At 64.6% G+C, this 21,214-nt stretch carries 16 protein-coding genes; 3 read left to right on the forward strand and 13 right to left on the reverse strand.

Annotation, left to right across the window (positions count from 1 at the left end):
* Positions 1–51 precede the first annotated feature (51 nt).
* The 3 genes from ACQY4T_RS17135 to ACQY4T_RS17145 all read right to left on the reverse strand — a co-directional run bounded on the left by ACQY4T_RS17135 (position 52) and on the right by ACQY4T_RS17145 (position 2,453).
* A complete protein-coding gene (locus tag ACQY4T_RS17135) occupies positions 52–369 on the reverse strand; it encodes a hypothetical protein (RefSeq protein ID WP_428533069.1) in 318 nt (105 codons plus the stop codon).
* A gap of 160 nt (positions 370–529) precedes the next feature.
* Positions 530–1,603 carry a glycosyltransferase family 4 protein gene (locus tag ACQY4T_RS17140; RefSeq protein ID WP_428533071.1) on the reverse strand — a complete coding sequence of 358 codons (1,074 nt, stop codon included), beginning with the start codon at positions 1,601–1,603 and terminating at the stop codon, positions 530–532.
* A 37-nt stretch (positions 1,604–1,640) separates the two neighbouring features.
* Entirely contained in the window at positions 1,641–2,453 is an 813-nt protein-coding gene (locus ACQY4T_RS17145) for a UDP-2,3-diacylglucosamine diphosphatase (RefSeq protein ID WP_428533074.1), read from the reverse strand.
* A gap of 235 nt (positions 2,454–2,688) precedes the next feature.
* On the opposite strand from ACQY4T_RS17145, the gene ACQY4T_RS17150 reads away from it, so the two are divergent.
* Positions 2,689–3,558 carry a diacylglycerol/lipid kinase family protein gene (locus ACQY4T_RS17150; RefSeq protein ID WP_428533077.1) on the forward strand — a complete coding sequence of 290 codons (870 nt, stop codon included), beginning with the start codon at positions 2,689–2,691 and terminating at the stop codon, positions 3,556–3,558.
* A gap of 142 nt (positions 3,559–3,700) precedes the next feature.
* On the opposite strand, the gene ACQY4T_RS17155 is transcribed toward ACQY4T_RS17150, so the two are convergent.
* From ACQY4T_RS17155 to ACQY4T_RS17175, 5 genes are all read right to left on the reverse strand, one after another.
* The gene (locus ACQY4T_RS17155) at positions 3,701–3,991 is read right to left on the reverse strand and encodes a hypothetical protein (RefSeq protein WP_428533080.1); all 291 of its coding nucleotides are present in this window, start codon (positions 3,989–3,991) and stop codon (positions 3,701–3,703) included.
* A gap of 315 nt (positions 3,992–4,306) precedes the next feature.
* Complete coding sequence (locus ACQY4T_RS17160; protein ID WP_428533083.1) at positions 4,307–6,841, reverse strand: DUF4175 domain-containing protein; 2,535 nt, start codon at positions 6,839–6,841, stop codon at positions 4,307–4,309.
* Positions 6,838–8,166: a diaminopimelate decarboxylase gene (lysA, locus tag ACQY4T_RS17165; RefSeq protein WP_428533086.1), complete on the reverse strand. Its 1,329-nt coding sequence runs from the start codon at positions 8,164–8,166 to the stop codon at positions 6,838–6,840. The genes ACQY4T_RS17160 and lysA overlap by 4 nt, the downstream gene beginning before the upstream one ends.
* Before the next feature lie 54 nt (positions 8,167–8,220).
* Positions 8,221–8,664 carry a type II toxin-antitoxin system VapC family toxin gene (locus ACQY4T_RS17170; protein WP_428533089.1) on the reverse strand — a complete coding sequence of 148 codons (444 nt, stop codon included), beginning with the start codon at positions 8,662–8,664 and terminating at the stop codon, positions 8,221–8,223.
* On the reverse strand, positions 8,661–8,903 hold the full coding sequence (locus ACQY4T_RS17175; RefSeq protein ID WP_428533092.1) for a type II toxin-antitoxin system Phd/YefM family antitoxin: 243 nt from the start codon (positions 8,901–8,903) through the stop codon (positions 8,661–8,663). Before ACQY4T_RS17175 ends, ACQY4T_RS17170 begins: the two co-directional genes overlap by 4 nt.
* 188 nt (positions 8,904–9,091) lie before the next feature.
* Here ACQY4T_RS17175 and ACQY4T_RS17180 point away from each other — a divergent pair, with 188 nt between their 5' ends.
* Together ACQY4T_RS17180 and ACQY4T_RS17185 are read left to right on the forward strand one after the other, a co-directional pair.
* Positions 9,092–9,364, forward strand: coding sequence for a BrnT family toxin (locus ACQY4T_RS17180; RefSeq protein WP_428533095.1), 273 nt, complete (start codon positions 9,092–9,094; stop codon positions 9,362–9,364).
* Entirely contained in the window at positions 9,345–9,674 is a 330-nt protein-coding gene (locus ACQY4T_RS17185) for a helix-turn-helix domain-containing protein (RefSeq protein ID WP_428533098.1), read from the forward strand. Before ACQY4T_RS17180 ends, ACQY4T_RS17185 begins: the two co-directional genes overlap by 20 nt.
* 828 nt (positions 9,675–10,502) lie before the next feature.
* Here the strand turns inward: ACQY4T_RS17185 and rpoC are convergent.
* The 5 genes from rpoC to rplA form a co-directional block, all read right to left on the reverse strand.
* Complete coding sequence (gene rpoC / locus ACQY4T_RS17190) at positions 10,503–14,660, reverse strand: DNA-directed RNA polymerase subunit beta' (protein ID WP_428533101.1); 4,158 nt, start codon at positions 14,658–14,660, stop codon at positions 10,503–10,505.
* A 154-nt stretch (positions 14,661–14,814) separates the two neighbouring features.
* A complete protein-coding gene (gene rpoB, locus ACQY4T_RS17195) occupies positions 14,815–18,990 on the reverse strand; it encodes a DNA-directed RNA polymerase subunit beta (RefSeq protein WP_428533103.1) in 4,176 nt (1,391 codons plus the stop codon).
* A gap of 184 nt (positions 18,991–19,174) precedes the next feature.
* On the reverse strand, positions 19,175–19,552 hold the full coding sequence (rplL, locus tag ACQY4T_RS17200) for a 50S ribosomal protein L7/L12 (protein ID WP_428533105.1): 378 nt from the start codon (positions 19,550–19,552) through the stop codon (positions 19,175–19,177).
* 109 nt (positions 19,553–19,661) lie between these two features.
* Entirely contained in the window at positions 19,662–20,204 is a 543-nt protein-coding gene (gene rplJ, locus ACQY4T_RS17205; RefSeq protein ID WP_428542947.1) for a 50S ribosomal protein L10, read from the reverse strand.
* A 314-nt stretch (positions 20,205–20,518) separates the two neighbouring features.
* Complete coding sequence (gene rplA, locus ACQY4T_RS17210; protein WP_428533107.1) at positions 20,519–21,211, reverse strand: 50S ribosomal protein L1; 693 nt, start codon at positions 21,209–21,211, stop codon at positions 20,519–20,521.
* Positions 21,212–21,214 lie beyond the last annotated feature (3 nt).

A 21,214-nucleotide genomic window follows, 5' to 3' on the forward strand; every position in this document is an offset into this window, starting at 1 on the left:
CCGACGATCAGGCCGGCGGCGGTTGGATCATCGCGGCGAGTCCGGCGGGGTTTACCATCCTGCCATGTTGATGTTGCCGAAGCGTGCGGCCGGGGGCGGCGCCGGGTCATGGCGGACGGTTCGGACGAAACTCGCGAAGAGCGGTGCAACGACGGTTTCGCTCCACACCACAGAGTCGTAACCAAGTGCAAGGGCGACTTGTTCGATCTTGCGCTTGGCCGCCGCGGCCGACGGGCCGGTTTGATAGTTGGTCAGTTCATCAGTGTCGGAGGCGGATCGGCAATCCGGGTAGCTCGCGTAGAACACACCGCGCTCGATCTCGCACAACGTAGCACGAAGCGTCCCGTGGTACTTGAGCGCGGTTCCCATGGCATCACCCCGATAGCCTGTCGGCGCAACAGACATGGCCCGGGCAGACAGCGGGACATGCGAGGCCGACTTCGTTTGGTCACAATTAAGTTGGCCCGCTCGGCCGAAAAAGCAGAGTCCCAGGTCGCCGAAGATTGATCAACTTTAAGCGATTGGATGTTCAGTGGATGAGCGCGTCCGCTTGGTATGCGGCAGCGCCGCGGCGGCCGTTCAGCGGTACCAGGTGCGACAAGAAGATCTCGGCGCAGGCTCGCCAGGAGAAGCGCTCTGCGTGCCTGCGGCAGGCGTCCCGGTCGGCGGTGAGCGCATCGCATGCCGCGATACGCAGGTCTTGGTTGACCGACCCGATCTTGCCCGCGGCATTGGTCAGCACGTCTTTTGGTCCGGTGACCGGGAACGCCGCCACCGGGGTGCCGCAGGCCAGGGCCTCGAGGATGACCAACCCAAAGGTGTCGGTGCGGCTGGGGAACACGAACACGTCCCCGCCGCTGTAGGCGCGTGCCAAGGCCTCGCCATGGCGTGGGCCGGTGAAGGTGACGGCGGGGTAGTCGCGGCGGAGCGAGGCCAGTTGCGGGCCGCCGCCAACCACCACTTTCGATCCGGGCAGTTGCAGATCGAGGAAGTCGCCGATGTTCTTCTCGACCGCGACACGTCCGACATAGAGGAAGATCGGACCCGGCAGGTTGGCGAATGCGTCGCGCGGATAGGGTTTGAACAGGTCCAGATCGACGCCGCGCGACCACGGCCGGATGTTGGCGAAGCCGCGGGCGGCGAGTTCGTCGCGCAGTGACTGGGTGGCGACCATGGTGCCCTGGCCGGCGCCGTGGAAGCGCCGCATCCAGGCGTAGATCGGGCGCACCGGAAGGCCGGTGCGCGCCTTCACGTATTCGGCGAAGCGGGTATGGAACGCGGTGGTGAAAGCTAATCCGTGGCGCCTCGCGAAGCTTCGCGCCGCCAGGCCCAAGGGGCCTTCGGTGGCGATATGCAGGGCATCGGGTGCGAATGCCCGGATCATGCCGATCAGCCGCCGTCTGGGCAGCAGCGAAAGGGCGATGTCGGGATAGGTCGGACAGGGGACGGTGCGGAACCGGTCGGGGCCGATCACCTCCACCACATGGCCCATGGCGCGCAGTTCCAGCATGACGGTGGTCAAGGTGCGGACCACGCCGTTGACCTGCGGCTGCCAGGCATCCGTTACTATGAGGATACGATGAGTCGGTGCTGGCGGCAGCATGGTGGCGAGGCCCGCTAGGTCCGCCGGGGGGGTCAGGTCAGGCAGTTGCGTGTGCCGGCTGTGGCGGCAACATCGGCAGCCGGTTCAGCGCTGCCCAGTCGATCAGTTCCAGGCGGCCGTCGTGATGTTCCACCAGGGCGGTGCAGCTTTCCACCCAATCGCCGTCGTTGAGGTAGAGGATGCCCTGCACCTCGCGCATCTCGGCGTGATGGATGTGGCCGCAGACGACGCCATCGAAGCCGCGCCGGCGGGCTTCCGCGGCCAATGCGGATTCGAACCGGTCGATCGCTTTGACTGCCTCTTTCACCTGTCGCTTCAGCCAGGCCGAGAGCGACCAGTATGGGTAGCCCAGGCGGCGGCGGATCGCGTTGAACCAGCGATTGATCACCAGTGCGGCGGTGTAGGCCCAGTCACCCAGCAGGGCGAGGAACTTGGCATAGCGCACCACGCTGTCGAATTCATCGCCGTGCATCACCAGCAAGCGCTTGCCGTCGGCGGTGGTGTGTTCGGATTCGCGGCGCATCTTGATGCCGCAGATCTCCAGCCCGATCGGCAGCCAGTTGCGAAACATCTCGTCGTGGTTGCCGGGGATGTAGGTGACCTCGGTTCCGGCGCGGGCATGGCGGACGATCTGCTTTAGCACGTCGTCGTGGTGGGCGTCCCAATACCAGGATTTTCTTAGCCGCCAGCCGTCGATGATGTCGCCGACAAGGAAAAGCTGATGACAACTTGACTTGTTCAGAAAGTCCGCCAGGTAGTCGCTGCGGCAGCCGCGGGTGCCGAGATGGGTGTCCGAAATGAAGATGGTGCGGTAGGTGGGCGGCATGCCGATATGGGACATGGCGTTCATTTTGCGGCGTTCATTTGGGGGCGTTCATTGCTGGTCATCGGAAGGTTGATCCAGGCTTCTGTTTCGCAGTCAGCAGATACTGTGCTTAACGCGGCGAGGAAGTTAAGATTCGATGACGTAAGTGAATTTCGTCGCCAGTATTGAAGATATTGATAAGGTCATTGAACTGTCATGGGAATGACATCGGACGGTGGCAGGCAGATGTTTTTGCCCGAGAGCGCTGCGCGATTCGCCGATGATCATCGTGTTCAATCCTGTCGCCGGACGCCGGCGCGCGCATCTGCTGTGGCGGGTGCTCGATGTGCTGGTCGCCAATGGGATCAGGCTTGACCTCGCGGAGACTCATCGCGCCGGGCATGCCGAGGCATTGGCGCGCGATGCGGCGCGGCGCGGCGAGCAGATGGTGGTGGCGGCCGGCGGCGACGGCACCATCGCGGAGGTGGCCAACGGCCTGATGGGCACGCCGGTTCGGCTTGGGGTGATTCCGCTGGGCACCGCCAACGTGCTGGCGCATGAGCTTGGTCTGCCGTTCGCGCCCAAATCGGTGGCTGCGGCGCTGGCGTTCGGCCGCACTCGCACGCTGTGGCCTGGGCAGGCGAACGGACCGGACGGTGCGCGGTTGTTCGTGCAGATGCTGGGCGTCGGCTTCGATGCGCACGTCGTGCACAATCTGCCGTTTCCGTTGAAGAAGGTGTTCGGCAAGGGCGCCTACGTGATGCAGTCTGTGCGCGAGCTGATGCGCTACAAATTTCCGACGATCCGGCTGCGGATCGACGACGCCGAGACCGAGGCGGCCAGCGTGATCATCAGCAAGGGACGGCTGTATGGCGGCCGCTTTCGCCTGGCGATGGATGCGGTGCCGAGTGATCCCGGCTTTTCCGTGGTGCTGTTCGACCGCACCGGCGCTGCGGCGGCGATGATGTATGGCGCGGCGCTGCCGTTGAACCTGCTGGGCCGAGCCCCCGGCGTGCGCCATGTTCGTGCGCGGCGGATCGACTTTCTGCAGAACGCAGTGGTGCCGGCGCAGACCGACGGAGATCGCGCCGGGTGGGCGCCGCTATGGGTCAGCGACGCGCCGGGGCCGATCCAGGTGGTGATGGGGTAGTTGGGCGGGTTTTCCGGTCTATGGTGTCAAGAGCTCTTTGTTTGATCGCGTGGTTCGCACGCCGTGAACGTTCCGTTCAGCGCGATCATGCGTTTGCCGCGTCCAGTTCGGCCTGGTGCCAGAGTCCGATCGCGATGCCGGACTATTTCCAGCGGCCGTCGAACACCATGAACAGCCGGGACGCATCGACCGGCGTGCTTAGCGTGCCCCTTGCCGGCATGGTGCCGTAGTCGTACTCCGAGACGACGTAGCGCTGCCTATCCGCCACCGGTGCTGCGTGCAGCAACGGCTTTAACGGGCGGCCTTCGCCGATGTGCGGTTTCGGCTGGCCACTAAAGTATCTTATGAAATTAGGTACCAGGTCGATCCTTTCCACAAACAACTCGCTTGGGGTGCGGCGGGTGGCGTCGGCCTCGGCGGATGGGTCCACCACGATCAGCGGCAGCTTGGCGGAGCAGTCGTGAAACAGCTCCTTTTCTCTGAGCCAATGATCGCCGAGGTAGTCGCCGTGATCGGAGGTGAAGGGCTAGCGGTTCCCACAAGCCGCGTTCGGCCAGGAAGCGCATCAGCACGCCGACCTGGTCATCGATCTGTTTGATCAGTCCCATATAGGCCGGTTTCGCCCGGTTGCGGACGTCGTCGCGAGAGAAGGCCGGCGACACGCGCGCGGCCACGAATGCGGCGTAGACCGGATGGGGATCATGCCGCTCATGTTCCGACCGCGCGGGGGCGAGGATATCCGTCTGCGTCAGAACTGCTTCAGCAGCCGATTGATATAATCGAGTTCCTGCTGTGGGCGTTCCTGATCGGCGCCGCGGCGGCGCAGTTCTTCCTGGATTGCCTGGGTGCGCTGACGCTCCCGCTGTTCCGGCACCGCCACGTCGGCGTTGTCGGTGGAGTTGCCCTGGTTGTAGCGGCCCAGCGGGTCGCGGCCGTTCGGATCGGCTTGGTCGGGCGAGCCTGGCAGCGGCCCATTGCCACGACCGTCGCCACGTTGGCCATCGGGCATCATCATGCCCATCATCCCCTCGGAGCCGTCCTGGCCGTCCTGTCCTTCGTTGCCCTGACCGGGTTGCTGGCCCATTTTCGCCATCGCCTGGCCCATCTCGCGGTTGCCTTTCTGCAGCGCGGCGATGGCTTGCTGCTGGGACTCGCCGGCTTCCTGGTCGTGGCCCTGGTTCAATTGGGTGGCGGAGTCGCGCATGGCTTGGTCGGCCTCGCCCAGTCCGGGGGAGGCTTCGCCACTGAGGTCGGTGAATTGCTGCATCAACTCGCCCAAGGCGCGGCGCAGCGCCTGCTGGATGCGGCTGTCGGCGCCGCGGTCGGCGTTCGGATCGGCTGCGGATGGGTTGGCATCGGTGCGTCTTTGCGCACGATCCAGCAGGCCGCCCTGCCTTGCGATCAGGTCCTGCACGACGCTTTGCTGACTCTTGCCGCGCTGGCGCTTGCTGCTGGCCTGCTTGCCGTCATTGCCCTGGGTGCGGGCGTTGCGCAATTGATCGAGCATCTTCTCGAGCTGCGCCATCTGCTGTTGGGCGTCGGCCATGCGGCCTTGCTTCGCCGCCTGTTCCGCCTGTTGGGCCATCCGTTGCATGTCGCGGTCGGAGAGCTGCATCGCCTTGGGATCGAACGGCATGATGCTATTGTCGCGCTGCGCCTGCTCCATCAGCGCGCGGATGTGGCGATCGATTGCCTGGCGCAGTTCCTCGAGCTTTTTCGCCAGTTCCTGCCTGGTCTTGTCGTCCGGCTGCTGCTGCGCCTTGTCCATTGCGTCGCGGGCGGCTTGGCGGGCTTGTTCCAGGGCGCGGGCGCTCTGCTCGGTCTGGCCGTCTTCCATATGCAGCGCGAGTTGCCACAGTGCGTCCTGGGCTTCGGGGACCGCGCCGTCGGCGTGGTTGCGGACCAGGTCGTAGTAGATGCTGGATAGGTTGAGGAAGGCGCCGATATCGCCGGCGAACATCTCCGGTCGCTGCATCAGCCCGTCGAGGGTTTCCAGGGCGTCGCCGCGATCGTCGGGCTGCACGCTGAGGCTCTTGCGCGCGGCGATCAGCAGTTGAGCGACCGGATTGTGGAACGGGCGTTCGGCGAGGTCGAAATTGGCCTCGGCACTGGTTCCGGTCTGTCCGGCCGCGTCATGGGCCAGCAGGCGGCCGATGACCGGCAATCCGGCCCATGGGTTGGCCGTCAGGTCGGCCTGGCTGACGCCGTGCGCCGATCTTGGCGCGCCGCCGGGCAGCGGGATCGGCACGATCAAGGGCGGTGCCTCGGGACGGTCCTTGAGGTGGAGTTCGGCCTGCAGCGCGGTCACGCCGTAGTCATCGGCGACCTGCCAGGGCAGCCGGGTCTGCTGTGCGGATGGCGAACGGCCCGGGTTGTCGCCCCAGGCAACGGTCGGTGGCTGGTCCACCACCACGGTCAACTTCCAGGAGGCGAGGCTGCTGCCATCGCGCTTCACGGTCAGCAGTCCGCCGCGCGTCAGGTCCCACTCGGCCTGGAAGCTGTTGTGATCGAGCGCGGTGAACGGGCCGGTGCGATCGTTCAGCACCAGGATCGGCGGGACGCTGCCGCCGGAGACGTTCACCATCAGGTGCGAACCCGCCGGCACCGAGACGCTGGCGGTGTCCGCCTTCAGGAAGATCGGGGCGATGCGGGTATAGGCGGGTGGGGTTATCCAGGCCTGCAGCTCGGTCGCCGGTGCTCCCGGTTCGGCCGGGAGGGTTGGCGTTACCGCGGCATATACCCGGCTCGGGGCGTCGGTGTTGGCGATGCCAAGGCAGGCGAGCACGGCCAGCAGCAGCCCATAGCGCAGCGCCCGCGGATCGCGGCTTGCCAATCCGGGACGCGGCAGGCCGACCTGCAAGCGGCTGATCTGGCTGACCGCGCGCGCTTCGTGCGCCTTCCACAGCGCCAGTCCGACGTGGTCGGCGGTGGCCGGTTTGTCGGTCAGCACCGATAGCGGGCGATGGATCAGACCGGAGCGGGTCTCCAAGCGCCGGTCGGCGGCGCGATCATCGGGTAGCCGGATGCTGCGAAGGCCCCACAATAGCGAACCCATGACCGCCAACCCGACCAGGGCGAGCAGCGCCACCTGGATCGAGGGCGGCAGCAGCGGCGGCAGGTTCAGCAGGGCGGCGCAGAGGAAGAGGCCGATGATCGCCAGCGGTGGCCAGAGGGCGGGCCACACGGCCTCGAACAGGATGGCACCGCGGGCGATCAAACGGCGGGCGACCAAACGGTGGCCGGGCAGCCGGCCAGGCAGGTCGGGGGGCGCCGGGTCGGTCATGGCGGCAGGCGGTCGCGTTGCCAGAGCGCCTCGATCGGCTGGCGGTCGCGGATCACCGACCATCGTTCGGCGTCAACCCATACCTCAGCGGCCAGCGGGCGCGCGTTGTAGGTCGAACTCATGACCGCACCATAGGCCCCGGCGTCGAGGATCGCCACACAAGCGTTGCCGGCTAGCGGCGGCAGGGCGCGGTTTCGCGCGAACGTGTCGCCGGTTTCGCAGACTGGGCCGACGACGGTGGCGGGGCGCGGCGGGGCCAGGGCGTCGGTGGCCGAGAGCGGGACGATGCCGTGCCAGGCATCATACATCGCCGGGCGGACCAGGTCGTTCATCGCGGCGTCGAGCACGACGAACGGCTGTTGCGCGGTGCGCTTGACCAGCACGACCGAGGCCAGCAGCACGCCGGCCGGGCCGACCAGCCAGCGACCGGGTTCGATCGCCAGGCGAAGGTCGAGGTTGTGGAACGCGGCTTTCATTGCCGCGGCCAGGGCGGTGGGCGACACGGCGGGTTCGTTGCGATAGGCGATGCCGAGGCCACCGCCGCAGTCGACGGTTTCGACCGCCAGGCCGTTGCGGCGCAGGGTTTGCGCCAGGCCGGCGATACGGGCGAAGGCGTCGCGGTACGGTGCGAGGTCGAGGATCTGGCTGCCGATATGGGTGGCCAGGCCGACGGGCCGAATACCGGGGAGGCTTGCGGCTTGTGCATAGAGCGCGGCGGCTTCGTGGTGGGCGATGCCGAACTTGTCGGTGGCGCGACCGGTGGCGATCTTGTCGTTGGTGGCGGCGTCGACGTCTGGATTGATGCGCAGGGCGACGCGCGCGGTGATCCCGTCGGCGGCGGCGAGGGCGGATAGCATGGCCAGTTCCTCGGCGCTTTCAACGTTGATCTGACCGACGTCGTGGGCCAGTGCGAGGCGCAGTTCGGCGGCCGACTTGCCGATGCCGGAGTAGACGATGCGGCTGGCGGGGATGCCGGCTTGGCGGGCTTTCAGCAGTTCGCCGCCGCTGACGACGTCGGCGCCGACGGCCTCGGCCGCGAACAGCGCCAGGACCGCGAGGCTGTCGTTGGCCTTGACGGCGTAGTGGGTGCTGACGTCGAGAGCGGTCTCGGTCATCGCCGCGGTCAGGGCGCGACAGCGGGCGCGCATGGTGGCGGCGGAATAGACCCAGGTCGGTGTGGCGACGGCGTCGGCGATGGCGGCGAGCGGGACGCCGTCGAGCAGCAGTCCATCCATGGCGTGGTAGCGCAACCATGGGCGGCCGGCGATCAGGTCGTGGATCGACGGGTCGGTCGTGGGGTCGTTGCGGTGGGAGGCTGCGGCCATTCGGTCAGCCTAACGGCTGGGGCGGGGGATGGGAATGGCGGCCTGGGGCGGCGGTTATGGGGGTAGACCCTGGAACAGGTCGTGGATCGGGAGTCCGAGGGGCCGGAAATGCCGCAGGTTTCGGGTGAGCAGCATCAGGCCGTTGGTTGCGACCGTCGCCGCGATGGCAATGTCGGCGAAGCCAGGCGCGATGCCGGCACCGCGTGCGATCCCGTCCAAGCGTCCGGCGGCTCGGGCGGTTGGTGTGTCGATCGGAAGCACCCGCTGGCCGGAAAGGTGCAAGATGGCCTCCAGCCAGGCGGTCAGCGCATCGGCTTTTCGCCGAGCGCCTTTCCGGGCGGCGTTGGCGATACCGGCCTCGATCTCGACGATGGTCACGACGGACAGGAACAGAGCGGTGGTATTCGCCTGCAGCCAATCCAGCGCGGTGTGATCGCGGGAGGGATTGGCGGGGGCCAAGGCGGAAACAACGTTGGTGTCTAGCAGGTAGCCGGTCACCAGGACGCTTCGGGCAATGCCGTTTCGTCGCGGTCCGGCAGGTCGCCTGGCTCCAACGGTGAGGCGGTGAGCAGGCGGGCGAAGGACGGGATCTGGCTAAGTCGCTGCCAGTCCTGGTATCCCATGAGGATGGCGGTCGGACGCCCGTGCCGGGTGATGATTGCGATTTCGCCTTGGGCCACTTCCTCGACCATCGCCGACAATGACGCCTTGGCGTGGCGTAGCTGGATTTCACGCATGATTGGAGCCTTTCGGATACACTAACATAGTATACCCGGGAAGCTTTCACATGCATGGCCAACAAGGCGTTTGCATGCCATCCGCAGGAACAAGTCGGTGGCTGAGCAAGCCACCGGCTTGCCGACATCCGTTCCTTGGGTGATTGTCGGCTTGAAAGAGCTACGCCAGGGGCGTATCATCCCCTCTGATGAAATATGCCTTCGATCCGGCGAAGGATGCGATTAATCAGGCGAAACATGGTGTGACCCTCGCATTGGCCGAAATCCTATTTGCCGGTCCGCATGTGGCAACAACTGATGATCGGTTTGATTACGGGGAAGTCCGTCAGATCGCCTTGGGTCAGATCGGCGGCCGGGTTTTTGTGTGCGTGTATGTGGATCGGCAGGCGGAGCGGCGGATTATCTCGCTTCGCAAAGCGAACAGACGAGAGGTGACGCGCTATGTCCAAACCCATAGGTAAGAGCGCCCGTGAGGCGCTGGCCGCAACAGACTGGACCGGGGTAGACGCGATGACGGACGAAGCCATTTCTCGGCAGATTGCATCAAATCCCGATGCAGCGCCGGACATGGCGCCGGAGGTCGACGTACGTGCCATCCGGCGGGCGACCGGGATGACGCAGGCGCAATTTGCCGCTGCCTATGACTTCAGCGTGCGGACGGTGCAGGAGTGGGAGCGGGGCGCCAAACGTCCGAGCGGTCCGGCTCGGACGTTGCTGCGGGCGATCAAAGGGGATCCGGAGGGGTTGCGGCGGGCGCTGGCGGGGGCGTGAGGGGGAAGGAAGAACGGGATATCGATACTTGCGAAACCGATCCGCCTTAGGGTGGATTAAAGCAAGTCCCACGATTTCAAGGCCTTCCTCAAAGCTTGCCGTATGGGAGCATGAGGAAGTGTTTGACGCGTCCGCGCACCGACGGCCAGGTCAGAAAGACGACCGAGGCAAAATTAGGAGCATCCAACGGAACTGTGCTCAGAATCAGCAAGCCAATTGTTCGCTTTCCAACTCGTCCTCGATCTCAGGAACTGCTTGCAGGTATTCCTCGACATCTTGCCAATTTGGACCCCGGCGGTTGAGCCTGGGCTCCAAACTTGAATCAAAACCGCCTCAATCTCGTTTAGCCCTTCCCCCAGTGTGACTACGCGCTTAAGTAATTCGGCCTTGTCCTTTACTGACAACTGACCAGAGGCCGCCACTTGGTAGAAACCGAACCAGGAAAAGTATGTCCACCGGTTGCGCAGATGGTCTTTTCGATGCTGCCGCAATCGCCGCATTATATCCCGCGACTGACCGATCTGGACTGGTTGCTCAAAGCGATCATACAGAACGCAAATTCCCATTTGTCCTATGAAATCAACCTTTCGTTTCTTGTTACCAACCATAATTCCGTCCAGTGAGCCGCCGCCGCCCCGCCCTGCCCCATTGGACCTTGTCTCGCTCCCACATGAAACCGAAGTTCTTGATGACCGGCATGTTGGTGGCTTTCCCTCATCCCCTCTACGGCGGGTTGAAAGTTAAGGAATATCGGGTCGGTTTGCGACGTATTAAAAATAGGCCGAAAGCGCTTTCGCGCCTTCGGCCCCCGGAGCCATGCGGCGTAAACTACTCCGCCGCGGTGTCTTCGGTCAGGCGTGCATTCTCGTTGAACAGCGTCCGCTGATCGCGGCCGGCCGCGACGGAGCGGAGGCGGTTCATCACCGCGCCGGTGCCGGCCGGGATCAGGCGGCCGACGATGACGTTTTCCTTCAGTCCCATCAGGCTGTCGGTCTTGCCGGCAGTAGCGGCCTCGGTCAGCACCCGCGTGGTCTCCTGGAACGAGGCGGCGCTGATGAAGCTGTTGGTCTGCAGGCTGGCCTTGGTGATGCCCTGCAGCACCGGCATGGCGTGGGCCGGACGTTCGTCCTTCATCAGCTTGTTGTTGATCGCATCGAACTCGCTGCGATCGATCTGTTCGCCGGTCAGGAAAGTGGTGTCGCCCGGATCGAGGATTTCCACCTTCTGCAGCATCTGGCGGACGATCACCTCGATATGCTTGTCGTTGATCTTCACTCCCTGCAGCCGGTAGACGTCCTGGATCTCGTTCACCAGGTAATCGGACAGTGCCTCGACCCCCATCACCTTCAGGATGTCGTGCGGCACGCGCGGACCGTCGACTAGCGGGTCGCCGCGGCGGACGAAGTCGCCCTCCTGGACCGAGACGTGCTTGCCCTTCTGGATCAGGTACTCGGTCTCCTCGCCGGTTTCGTCGTTCTTCACGATGACGCGGCGCTTGGCCTTGTAGTCCTTGCCGAATTCCACCCTTCCGTCGCATTCGGCGATGACCGCGTGATCCTTCGGACGCCGCGCTTCAAACAGTTCGGCGACGCGCGGCAGACCGCCGGTGATGTCACGCGTCTTGCTGCCTTCGCGCGGGATACGGGCGATGACGTCGCCGGCCTGCACGACGGCACCGTTGTCGACCGAGAGGATCGAGTCAGGCGCTAGGAAGTAACGCGCGTCGGTGTTGTTATCCAGCCGGATGACCTCGCCCTTGTTGTCCTTCAACTGCAGGCGGGGGCGCAGGTCGATGCTCTTGGAGCCCTGCTTGTAGTCGACGACGACCTTGGAGGTCAGGCCGGTGACCTCGTCCATCCGCTCCACCAAGGTGATGCTGTCGATCAGGTCGATGTATTCGACCTTGCCGGCGCGTTCGGTGATGATCGGCAGGGTGAACGGGTCCCATTCGGCGAGCTTCTGGCCGCGCACGACCGGCTGGTTTTCCTCGGCCAGCAGACGGGCGCCGTAGGGCACGCGGAAGCGGGCACGCTCGCGTTGCTTGTCGTCAACCAGGACGATTTCGCAGTTGCGCGACATCACCACCAAGGCGCCGGTGCTGTTGGGGATGACGTTGCGGTTGCGAACGGTGACGCTGCCCTCGTGACTGGCCTCGACACTGGAGGTTTCCGCCCCGCGCTGGGCGGCGCCGCCGATGTGGAAGGTGCGCATGGTGAGCTGGGTGCCGGGTTCACCGATCGACTGGGCGGCGATGACGCCGACCGCCTCGCCGATGTTGACCGGCGTGCCGCGTGCGAGGTCGCGGCCGTAGCAGTGACCGCAGACGCCGATATGGGACTCACAGGTCAGCACGGAGCGGATTTTCACCGCCTCGACGCCGGCCGTCTCGATCATTTCGGCTTCGGGTTCCTCGATCAGGGTGTTGTTCGGCAGCAGGATCTTGCCCGAAATCGGGTCGAGCACATCCTCGGCGGTGGTGCGGCCGAGGGTGCGTTCGGAGAGCGACGAGACGACCTCGCCGCCATCCATCACGGCGCGGACGGTGAGGCCGCGTTCGGTGCCGCAGTCCTCCTCGACGATGATGCAGTCCTGCGCCACGTCGACCAGGCGGCGGGTCAGGTAGCCGGAGTTCGCGGTCTTCAACGCGGTGTCGGCGAGACCCTTGCGGGCGCCGTGGGTGGAGTTGAAGTATTCGAGGACCGAGAGGCCTTCCTTGAAGTTGGCGATGATCGGCTGCTCGATGATTTCACCCGACGGCTTGGCCATCAGCCCACGCATGCCGGCCAACTGGCGCATCTGCGCCGGCGACCCGCGCGCGCCGGAGTGCGACATCATCCACACCGAATTGGTGGGAACGCCTTTCTCCTCCTTGCTGATCTCCTTCATCATCGCGGTGGCGACCTCGTCGGTGCAACGCGACCAGGCGTCGACGACCTTGTTGTAGCGTTCGCCGGCGGTGATCAGGCCGTCCTGGTATTGTTGCTCGAACTCCTTCACTTCGGCCTGGGTGGTGGTGATCAGCGCGCCCTTGGTTTCGGGGATGATCAGGTCGTCCTTGCCGAACGAGATGCCGGCTTTCGCCGCCTGGGCGAAGCCGAGACCCATCAGGCGGTCGGCGAAGATCACGCATTCCTTCTGACCGCAATGGCGGTAGACCATGTCGATCACGTCGGAGACGGTCTTCTTGGTCAACTGGCGGTTGATCAAGTCGAACGGCACGTCGGGGTGCTTGGGCAGGATCTGCGCGATCATCATCCGGCCGGGGGTGGTGACGACCACCGGGCGGATCGGGTTGCCGCCGGCATCGACGGTTTCGAAGCGGGCCCGGATCTTGTCGTGCAAGGTGATATGCTTGGCGAACAGGGCGTGCTCGATTTCGCCGATCTTGCCGAACGCCGGCGCGTCGTTGTCCTTGGTTTCCTTGAACAGCACGGTTTCCAGCGACAGGTAGTAGATGCCGAGCACGATGTCCTGGCTGGGGACGATGATCGGCTTGCCGTTGGCCGGGCTGAGGATGTTGTTGGTGGACATCATCAGTACGCGGCCCTCGAGCTGTGCTTCCAGCGACAGCGGCACGTGGACGGCCATCTGATCGCCGTCGAAGTCGGCGTTGAAGGCGGTGCAGACCAGCGGGTGAAGCTGGATCGCTTTTCCTTCGATCAGCACAGGCTCGAAGGCTTGGATGCCGAGGCGATGCAGGGTTGGGGCGCGGTTCAGCATCACCGGATGTTCGCGGATCACCTCTTCGAGGATGTCCCAGACCTCGGGGCGTTCCTTTTCCACCATGCGCTTGGCGGCCTTGATGGTGGTAGCGTGGCCGTATTTTTCCAGTTTCGAATAGATGAACGGCTTGAACAGTTCGAGCGCCATCTTCTTCGGCAGGCCGCACTGCTGCAGCTTGAGTTCGGGGCCGACGACGATGACCGAACGGCCGGAGTAGTCGACGCGCTTGCCCAGCAGGTTCTGCCGGAAGCGGCCCTGCTTGCCTTTCAGCATGTCGGACAGCGATTTCAGCGGGCGCTTGTTGGCGCCGGTGATGGCGCGGCCGCGGCGGCCGTTGTCGAACAGCGCATCGACCGATTCCTGCAGCATGCGCTTTTCGTTGCGCACGATGATGTCGGGCGCGCGCAACTCGATCAGCCGCTTCAGGCGGTTGTTGCGGTTGATCACGCGGCGATACAGGTCGTTCAGGTCCGACGTGGCGAAGCGGCCGCCGTCGAGCGGCACCAGCGGGCGCAGTTCGGGCGGGATGACCGGGACCACATCGAGGATCATCCAGTCGGGACGGCAGCCGGATTCACCGAACGCCTCGATCAGCTTGAGGCGCTTGACCAGCTTCTTGCGCTTGGCCTCGGAGGAGGTCTCTTTCAGGTCGGCGCGCAGCTTGACCTTTTCGGCGTCGGTGTCGATGCGGTTCAGGACTTTCTTGATCGCCTCGGCGCCGATGCCGACCTCGAACTGGTCGTCGCCGAATTCGTCCTGCTTGGACAGCAACTGGTCTTCGGTCAGCAACTGCAACATCTTGAGGTCGGTGGTGCCGGGTTCCAGCACCACGTAGCTCTCGAAGTAGAGGATCTTTTCGAGCTCTTTCAGCGTCAGGTCGACCATCAGGCCGATGCGGCTGGGCAGGGACTTCAGGAACCAGATATGCGCGACCGGGGAGGCGAGCTCGATGTGGCCCATGCGCTCGCGGCGGACCTTCGCCAGCGTTACCTCGACGCCGCACTTCTCGCAGATGATGCCGCGGAACTTCATCCGCTTGTACTTGCCGCACAGGCACTCATAGTCCTTGATCGGGCCAAAGATGCGGGCGCAGAACAGGCCGTCGCGCTCCGGCTTGAAGGTGCGGTAGTTGATGGTCTCGGGCTTCTTGATTTCGCCGTACGACCAGGAGCGGATCTGCTCGGGGCTGGCGATCTGGATCTTGATCTGGTCGAAGGTCATGGCCTGGCCGGTCTGGCCGAGGATTTTCATCAGTTCATTCATGCGTTCGATACCCTTCTAGTCAGCGGGTTCAACAAGTCGGTGGTCCATCCTCTTGTGGCATGACCGGGGTTGGCCCGGTCGCCCACGACTTTGCGGGTTGCGCCACGGCAAGACGTGGGTGGCCGGGCCAAGCCCGGCCATGACGCGGAGAGGGTCAAGCGGCGCGGTTGTCCAGATCAACGTTCAGGCCGAGCGATTTTAGTTCCTTTACCAGAACGTTGAAGCTTTCGGGGATGCCGGCTTCGAAGTTATCCTGTTCGCGGACGATGGCTTCGTAGACTTTTGTCCGTCCAGACACGTCGTCAGACTTCACGGTCAGCATCTCCTGCAGCGTGTAGGCGGCGCCGTAGGCTTCCAGCGCCCAAACCTCCATTTCGCCGAAGCGCTGGCCGCCGAATTGGGCCTTGCCTCCCAGCGGTTGCTGGGTGACTAGGGAGTAAGGTCCGATCGAGCGGGCGTGGATCTTGTCGTCGACCAGGTGGTGCAGCTTCAGCATGTAGATGAAGCCCACCGTGACCTTGCGTTCGAAGGTTTCGCCGGTGCGGCCGTCGGTCAGCAGGACCTGACCCGAGGTTTGCAGACCGGCGCGGGTCAGCATGCCCTCGATATCGCCCATGCGGGCGCCGTCGAACACCGGGGTGGCGATCGGGATGCCTTTCTTCAGGTTCTCGCACATCTCGATCAACTGCGCGGTGTCCAGGGTGGCGATTTGCTGGCTGTAGACCGCGTCGCCGTAGATCTCCTTCAACATTTCCAGCAGGGCGTCGCGCTGGGCGCCGGTGCGGCGGTATTCCTCGACCAGCTCGCCGATCTGCTTGCCGAGGTTGGCGCAGGCCCAGCCGAGATGGGTCTCCAGGATCTGGCCGACATTCATGCGCGACGGCACGCCGAGCGGGTTGAGCACCAGATCGACCGAGGTGCCGTCTTCCAGGAACGGCATGTCCTCGACCGGGACGACGCGGGAGACGACGCCCTTGTTGCCGTGGCGGCCGGCCATCTTGTCGCCGGGCTGCAGCTTGCGCTTCACCGCGATGAAGACCTTAACCATCTTCATCACGCCGGGCGGCAGTTCATCGCCGCGCTGCAGCTTTTCGACCTTGCTGTCGAAGCGGGCCTGCAGACGGCCGACCGCGGCATCGTATTCGCGTTTGAGGGTTTCGATGTCGGCCATCACCGCGTCGTCCTGCACGCCGATATGGCGCCAAGCGCCGCGCGGATGTTCCGCCAGCACGGCCTCGTCGATCTCGGTGCCGGACTTGATGCCCTTGAAGCCGCCGGAGGCTTTGCGGCCGAGTAGTTTCTCGCGCAACCGGTTCAGGAAGGAGCGTTCCTGGATCGCCTTTTCGTCGTCACGGTCCTTGGCGAGGCGTTCGATTTCGGCGCGTTCGATGGCCATCGCGCGTTCGTCCTTGTCGACGCCGCGGCGGCTGAACACGCGGACATCGACGATGGTGCCGGTGACGCCGGGCGGCAGCTTCAAGGAGGTGTCGCGCACGTCGGAGGCTTTTTCGCCGAAGATGGCGCGGAGCAGTTTTTCTTCCGGCGTCATCGGGCTTTCGCCCTTTGGCGTCACCTTGCCGACCAGGATGTCGCCCGGATTGACCTCGGCGCCGATGTAGACGATGCCGGCTTCGTCGAGGTTCTTCAGCGCTTCCTCACCGACGTTCGGGATGTCGCGGGTGATTTCCTCCTGACCCAGCTTGGTATCGCGGGCCATGACCTCGAATTCCTCGATATGGATCGAGGTGAACACATCGTCGCGGGCAATGCGTTCGCTGATCAGGATACTGTCTTCGAAGTTGTAGCCGTTCCACGGCATGAACGCGACCAGCACGTTGCGTCCGAGTGCCAGCTCACCGAGTTCGGTGGACGGGCCGTCGGCGATGATGTCGCCTTCGTAGACGCGGTCGCCGACCTTCACCAGCGGGCGCTGGTTGATGCAGGTGGACTGGTTGGAGCGCATGAATTTGCGCAGGCGATAGATGTCGACGCCCTTGGTCGTCGCATCCTCGTTGGTGGCGCGCACCACGATGCGCGCGCCGTCGATCTGGTCGACGATGCCGGGGCGGCGGGCGATGATGGTGGCACCCGAGTCACGCGCCACAGCGGCTTCCATGCCGGTGCCGACCAGCGGTGCGTCGGCGCGGATCAGTGGCACCGCCTGGCGCTGCATGTTGGAGCCCATCAGTGCGCGGTTGGCGTCGTCGTTCTCCAGGAACGGGATCAGCGCCGCGGCGACGGAGACCAACTGCTTCGGCGAGACGTCGATCGCGGTGACGTCTTCGGGCCTCACCAGGCGGAAGTCGCCCTGCTTGCGCACCGACACCAGGTCCTGGGTGAACTTGCCCCCGGTATCCATCGGTGCGTCGGCCTGGGCAACGACGAGGCGTTCTTCCTCCATCGCCGACAAATAGCGCGGGCCGGGCTGCACGGTGCCGTCCTTGACCAGCATGTACGGGGTCTCGATGAAGCCGTACTTGTTGACCTTGGCGTAGGTCGCCAGCGAGTTGATCAGGCCGATATTGGGGCCTTCGGGGGTCTCGATCGGGCAGATGCGGCCGTAATGGGTGGGGTGTACGTCGCGCACCTCGAAGCCGGCGCGCTCTCGGGTCAGGCCGCCCGGGCCGAGCGCGGAGAGGCGGCGCTTGTGGGTCACCTCGGACAGCGGGTTGGTCTGGTCCATGAACTGGCTGAGCTGGGAGGAGCCGAAGAACTCCCGCACCGCGGCCGCGGCCGGCTTGGCGTTGATCAGGTCGTGCGGCATGACGGTGTCGATATCGACCGAACCCATGCGCTCGCGGATCGCGCGCTCCATGCGCAGCAGGCCGATGCGGTACTGGTTCTCCATCAATTCGCCGACCGAGCGGACGCGGCGGTTGCCGAGATTGTCGATGTCGTCGATCTGGCCGCGGCCGTCCTTCAGGTCGCACAACGTCTTGACGGTCTTGAGCAGGTCGTCCTTGCGCAGCACGCGCTGGGTGTCGGGGGCGTCCTCGATGGCCAGGCGCATGTTCATCTTGACCCGGCCGACGGCGGACAAGTCATAGCGGTCGCCGTCGAAGAACAGGCCGCGGAACAGGGCCTCGGCGGTTTCCGGGGTGGGCGGCTCGCCGGGGCGCATGACGCGGTAGATGTCGATCAGCGCGTCGTCGCGGTTGGTGTTCTTGTCGACCGCGAGTGTGTTGCGGATCCACGGGCCGTTGGACTGATCGACCGCCAGCGTCGGCAGCGAGGTGATTCCGGCTTCCTCCAGCGCGGCCAGGCGGGCTTCGGCGAGTTCCTCACCGGCCTCGGCGAAGATTTCGCCGGTTTCGGCGTTGACCAGGTCCTCGGCCATGTAGCGGCCGAGCAGATCGGCGCGGCCGACCAATACTTCCTTGGTTTTTTCGGCGATGCGGCGGGCCTGGCGGGCGGTCAGCTTGGCGTCGGCTTCGGCGACGACCTCACCGGAGGCGGCGTCGACCAGCGGCTCCAGCAGCTTGAGGCCGCGGAACGCGTCGGGGTCGAACGGGCGGGCCCAGCCTTTCGCGGTGTGGTCGAACACCACCTTGCCGTAGAACTGGGAGAGGATTTCCTCCTGGTCCATGCCGCGGATTTCGGTCGGATCCAGCGGTTCGCTTTTGGCGTCCCGCGCGGCGCGCAACTGCCCGGTCGCGGCGGACTCCAGGGCGTACAGCAGGGTGGTGACCGGCAGCTTCCGCTTGCGGTCGATGCGGACGTAGACCAGGTCCTTGCTGTCGAACTCGAAATCGAGCCAGGAGCCGCGATAGGGGATGACGCGGGCGGCGAACAGGTATTTGCCGGACGAGTGGGTCTTGCCCTTGTCGTGGTCGAAGAACACGCCGGGCGAGCGGTGCATCTGGGAGACGATGACGCGTTCGGTGCCATTGATGATGAAGGTGCCGTTGTCGGTCATCAGCGGCATGTCGCCCATGTAGACGGGCTGTTCCTTGATGTCGCGGATCGAGCGGGCGCCGGTGTCCTCATCGACGTCCCACACGATGAGGCGCAGGATCACTTTTAACGGCGCGGCGAAGGTCATGCCGCGCTGGATGCACTCCTCGACGTCGTATTTTGGCTCCTCAAGCTCGTAATAGACGAATTCGAGGCGGCCGCGGCCGGCGAAGTCGTCGATCGGGAACACAGATTTGAAGACCTCTTGCAGCCCGGATTGTGTACGGCTGTCCGGGCGCACGTTCATCTGCAGAAACGCTTCGTAGCTGGCGCGCTGGACATCAATCAGGTTCGGCATCGGCGCCACCTCGGGGATCCGGCCGAAGCTTTTGCGGATGCGCTTACGCCCAGTGAAGGACCGTGTGATCGCGTTCATCGATGACCCACCTTACCGTTTAGTCTGATCGTCCTGCCGCCGGTCAGCCCGGAAGGCATGGGAGAAATTCTATTCCGCAACAGGAATGCGGGCGGAAATCGGCTGATTTCCCCCCGTCCCTGGTTCAAAGGCCTGGGCGTCTCGGCGGAGACGCCAAGCCGAGGCGATTTCGTGCAGCGGGGCGTTACTTCACCTCCACGCTCGCGCCGGCATCTTCCAACATTTTCTTGATCTTCGCCACCTCGTCCTTGCCGACCGATTCCTTGACCGGTTTCGGCGCAGCTTCCACCAGATCCTTGGCTTCCTTCAGTCCGAGCCCGGTAATGGTGCGGACTTCCTTGATCACGTTGATCTTCTTGTCTCCGGCCTTGGCCAGGATGACGGTGAATTCGGTCTGTTCCTCCACCGGAGCGGCGGCAGCGGCGGCGGCCGGCGCGGCGGCGGCGGCAACCGGGGCAGCCGCCGACACCCCCCATTTCTCCTCAAGGAGTTTGGACAGTTCAGCGGCTTCAAGAACCGTCAGTTTGGACAGCTCTTCAACCAGGTTTTGTAGATCAGCCATGTCGTATGTTCCTATTATCTAGACTTTGGTTGGTTCCATGCAAGCCGGATGATGCTTCCGGCGGTCAGGTATGCGTCTTGGGCTGCCCCGCCCGGATTGGATTGGGGCGTCAGGCAGCCTCGGCCTCGACCTCACCGGTCACCTCAGCGCTCTGGGCGAAGGCCCCGAAGACCCTGGCGAGTTGTCCGGCCGGAGCTTGCAGGATGCCGGCGATGCGGGTAGCCGGGGTGGCGATCATGCCGACCAGCCTCGCTCGCAGTGCATCCAGGCTCGGCAGTTCGGCGAGCGCCCTGATCCCATCTGCATTGAGCATCTGCGATCCAAGCGAGCCGCCGACGAGCACGAACTTCTCGTTGGTCTTGGCGAACTCGACGGCTGTCTTTGCCACTGCCACCGGGTCGGTCGCCCAAGCGAGCGCGATCGGTCCCTTCAGCATGGCTCTGATACCGTCGAACGGGGTTCCATCCAGAGCACGTGTGGTGAGCCGGTTCTTCGCGACTTTATAAGTTGCCCCCGCGGCTCCCATCTTGCGCCTGAGATCGGTCACTTCGGCGACCGTGAGACCCGCGTTGCGGGTGACGACGATCATCGAGGTGGCGACCAGTGCCTGATTGAGCCCGGTGACGAATTCGCGCTTCTCCGTACGGTCCACGTTTCGTCTCCGTTCGACCCGCTGGTCCGCGCGCGGCGGATAGCGGGTCAGGTTGCCCAAAGGGCATCCGACGTGTGTCGAACGCCCTGGTTCGCCTGTCCTGGAACCACCAAAGACCACGCGGCACTCCCGCGAGTCCTGGCATTCCCATCTGCCGCGCGCGGACCCGAGGGTCCATTAAATCTGGTCCGGCGAACCGGTGCTCAGAGACGTGCGGTCTTGGACAGGATCGGGAGGCGGATCCTCGGATTGAGCCGAGGACGACCCCCCTGCCCGCCCGGTCTACCAGGATGCCCCTGGAAAGCCGGACGTATTCAAACGGTCAGCGAGGCCAGATCGACCCGCACGCCGGGTCCCATGGTCGAGCTGACCGATACTTTCTGCAGATAGGTTCCCTTGGCACCGGTCGGCTTGGCCTTGACGATGGCGTCGGCGAGGGCCTTGGCGTTCTCCAGCAGTTTGTCGGCGTCGAACGATACCTTGCCGATGCCGGCGTGAATGATGCCGGCCTTTTCGGCGCGGAACTCGACTTGGCCGCCCTTGGCGGCGGTGACCGCGCCCTTGACGTCCATGGTGACGGTGCCGAGGCGCGGATTCGGCATCAGGCCGCGGGGGCCGAGGATCTTACCCAGGCGGCCGACGATGCCCATCATGTCTGGCGTGGCGATGCAGCGGTCGAAGTTGATCTCGCCGGCCTGTACCTTTTCCATCAGGTCGTCGGCGCCGACCACGTCGGCCCCGGCGGCGAGCGCTTCCTCAGCCTTGGGGCCGCGGGCGAAGACGCCGACGCGCACGGTCTTGCCGGTGCCGTTGGGCAGGTTGGTCAGGCCGCGGACCATCTGGTCGGCGTGGCGCGGGTCGATGCCGAGATTCATCGACATTTCCACGGTTTCGTCGAATTTGGCCTTGGAAATGGACTTCACCAGCGCGATCGCATCGGCCAGCGGGTAAGCCTTGTTGCTGTCGACCGCCTTCACGGCCGTGGCGAGACGCTTATTCTTGGCCATGGA

Source organism: Rhodopila sp., assembly GCF_965277825.1.
GTDB lineage: Bacteria > Pseudomonadota > Alphaproteobacteria > Acetobacterales > Acetobacteraceae > Rhodopila.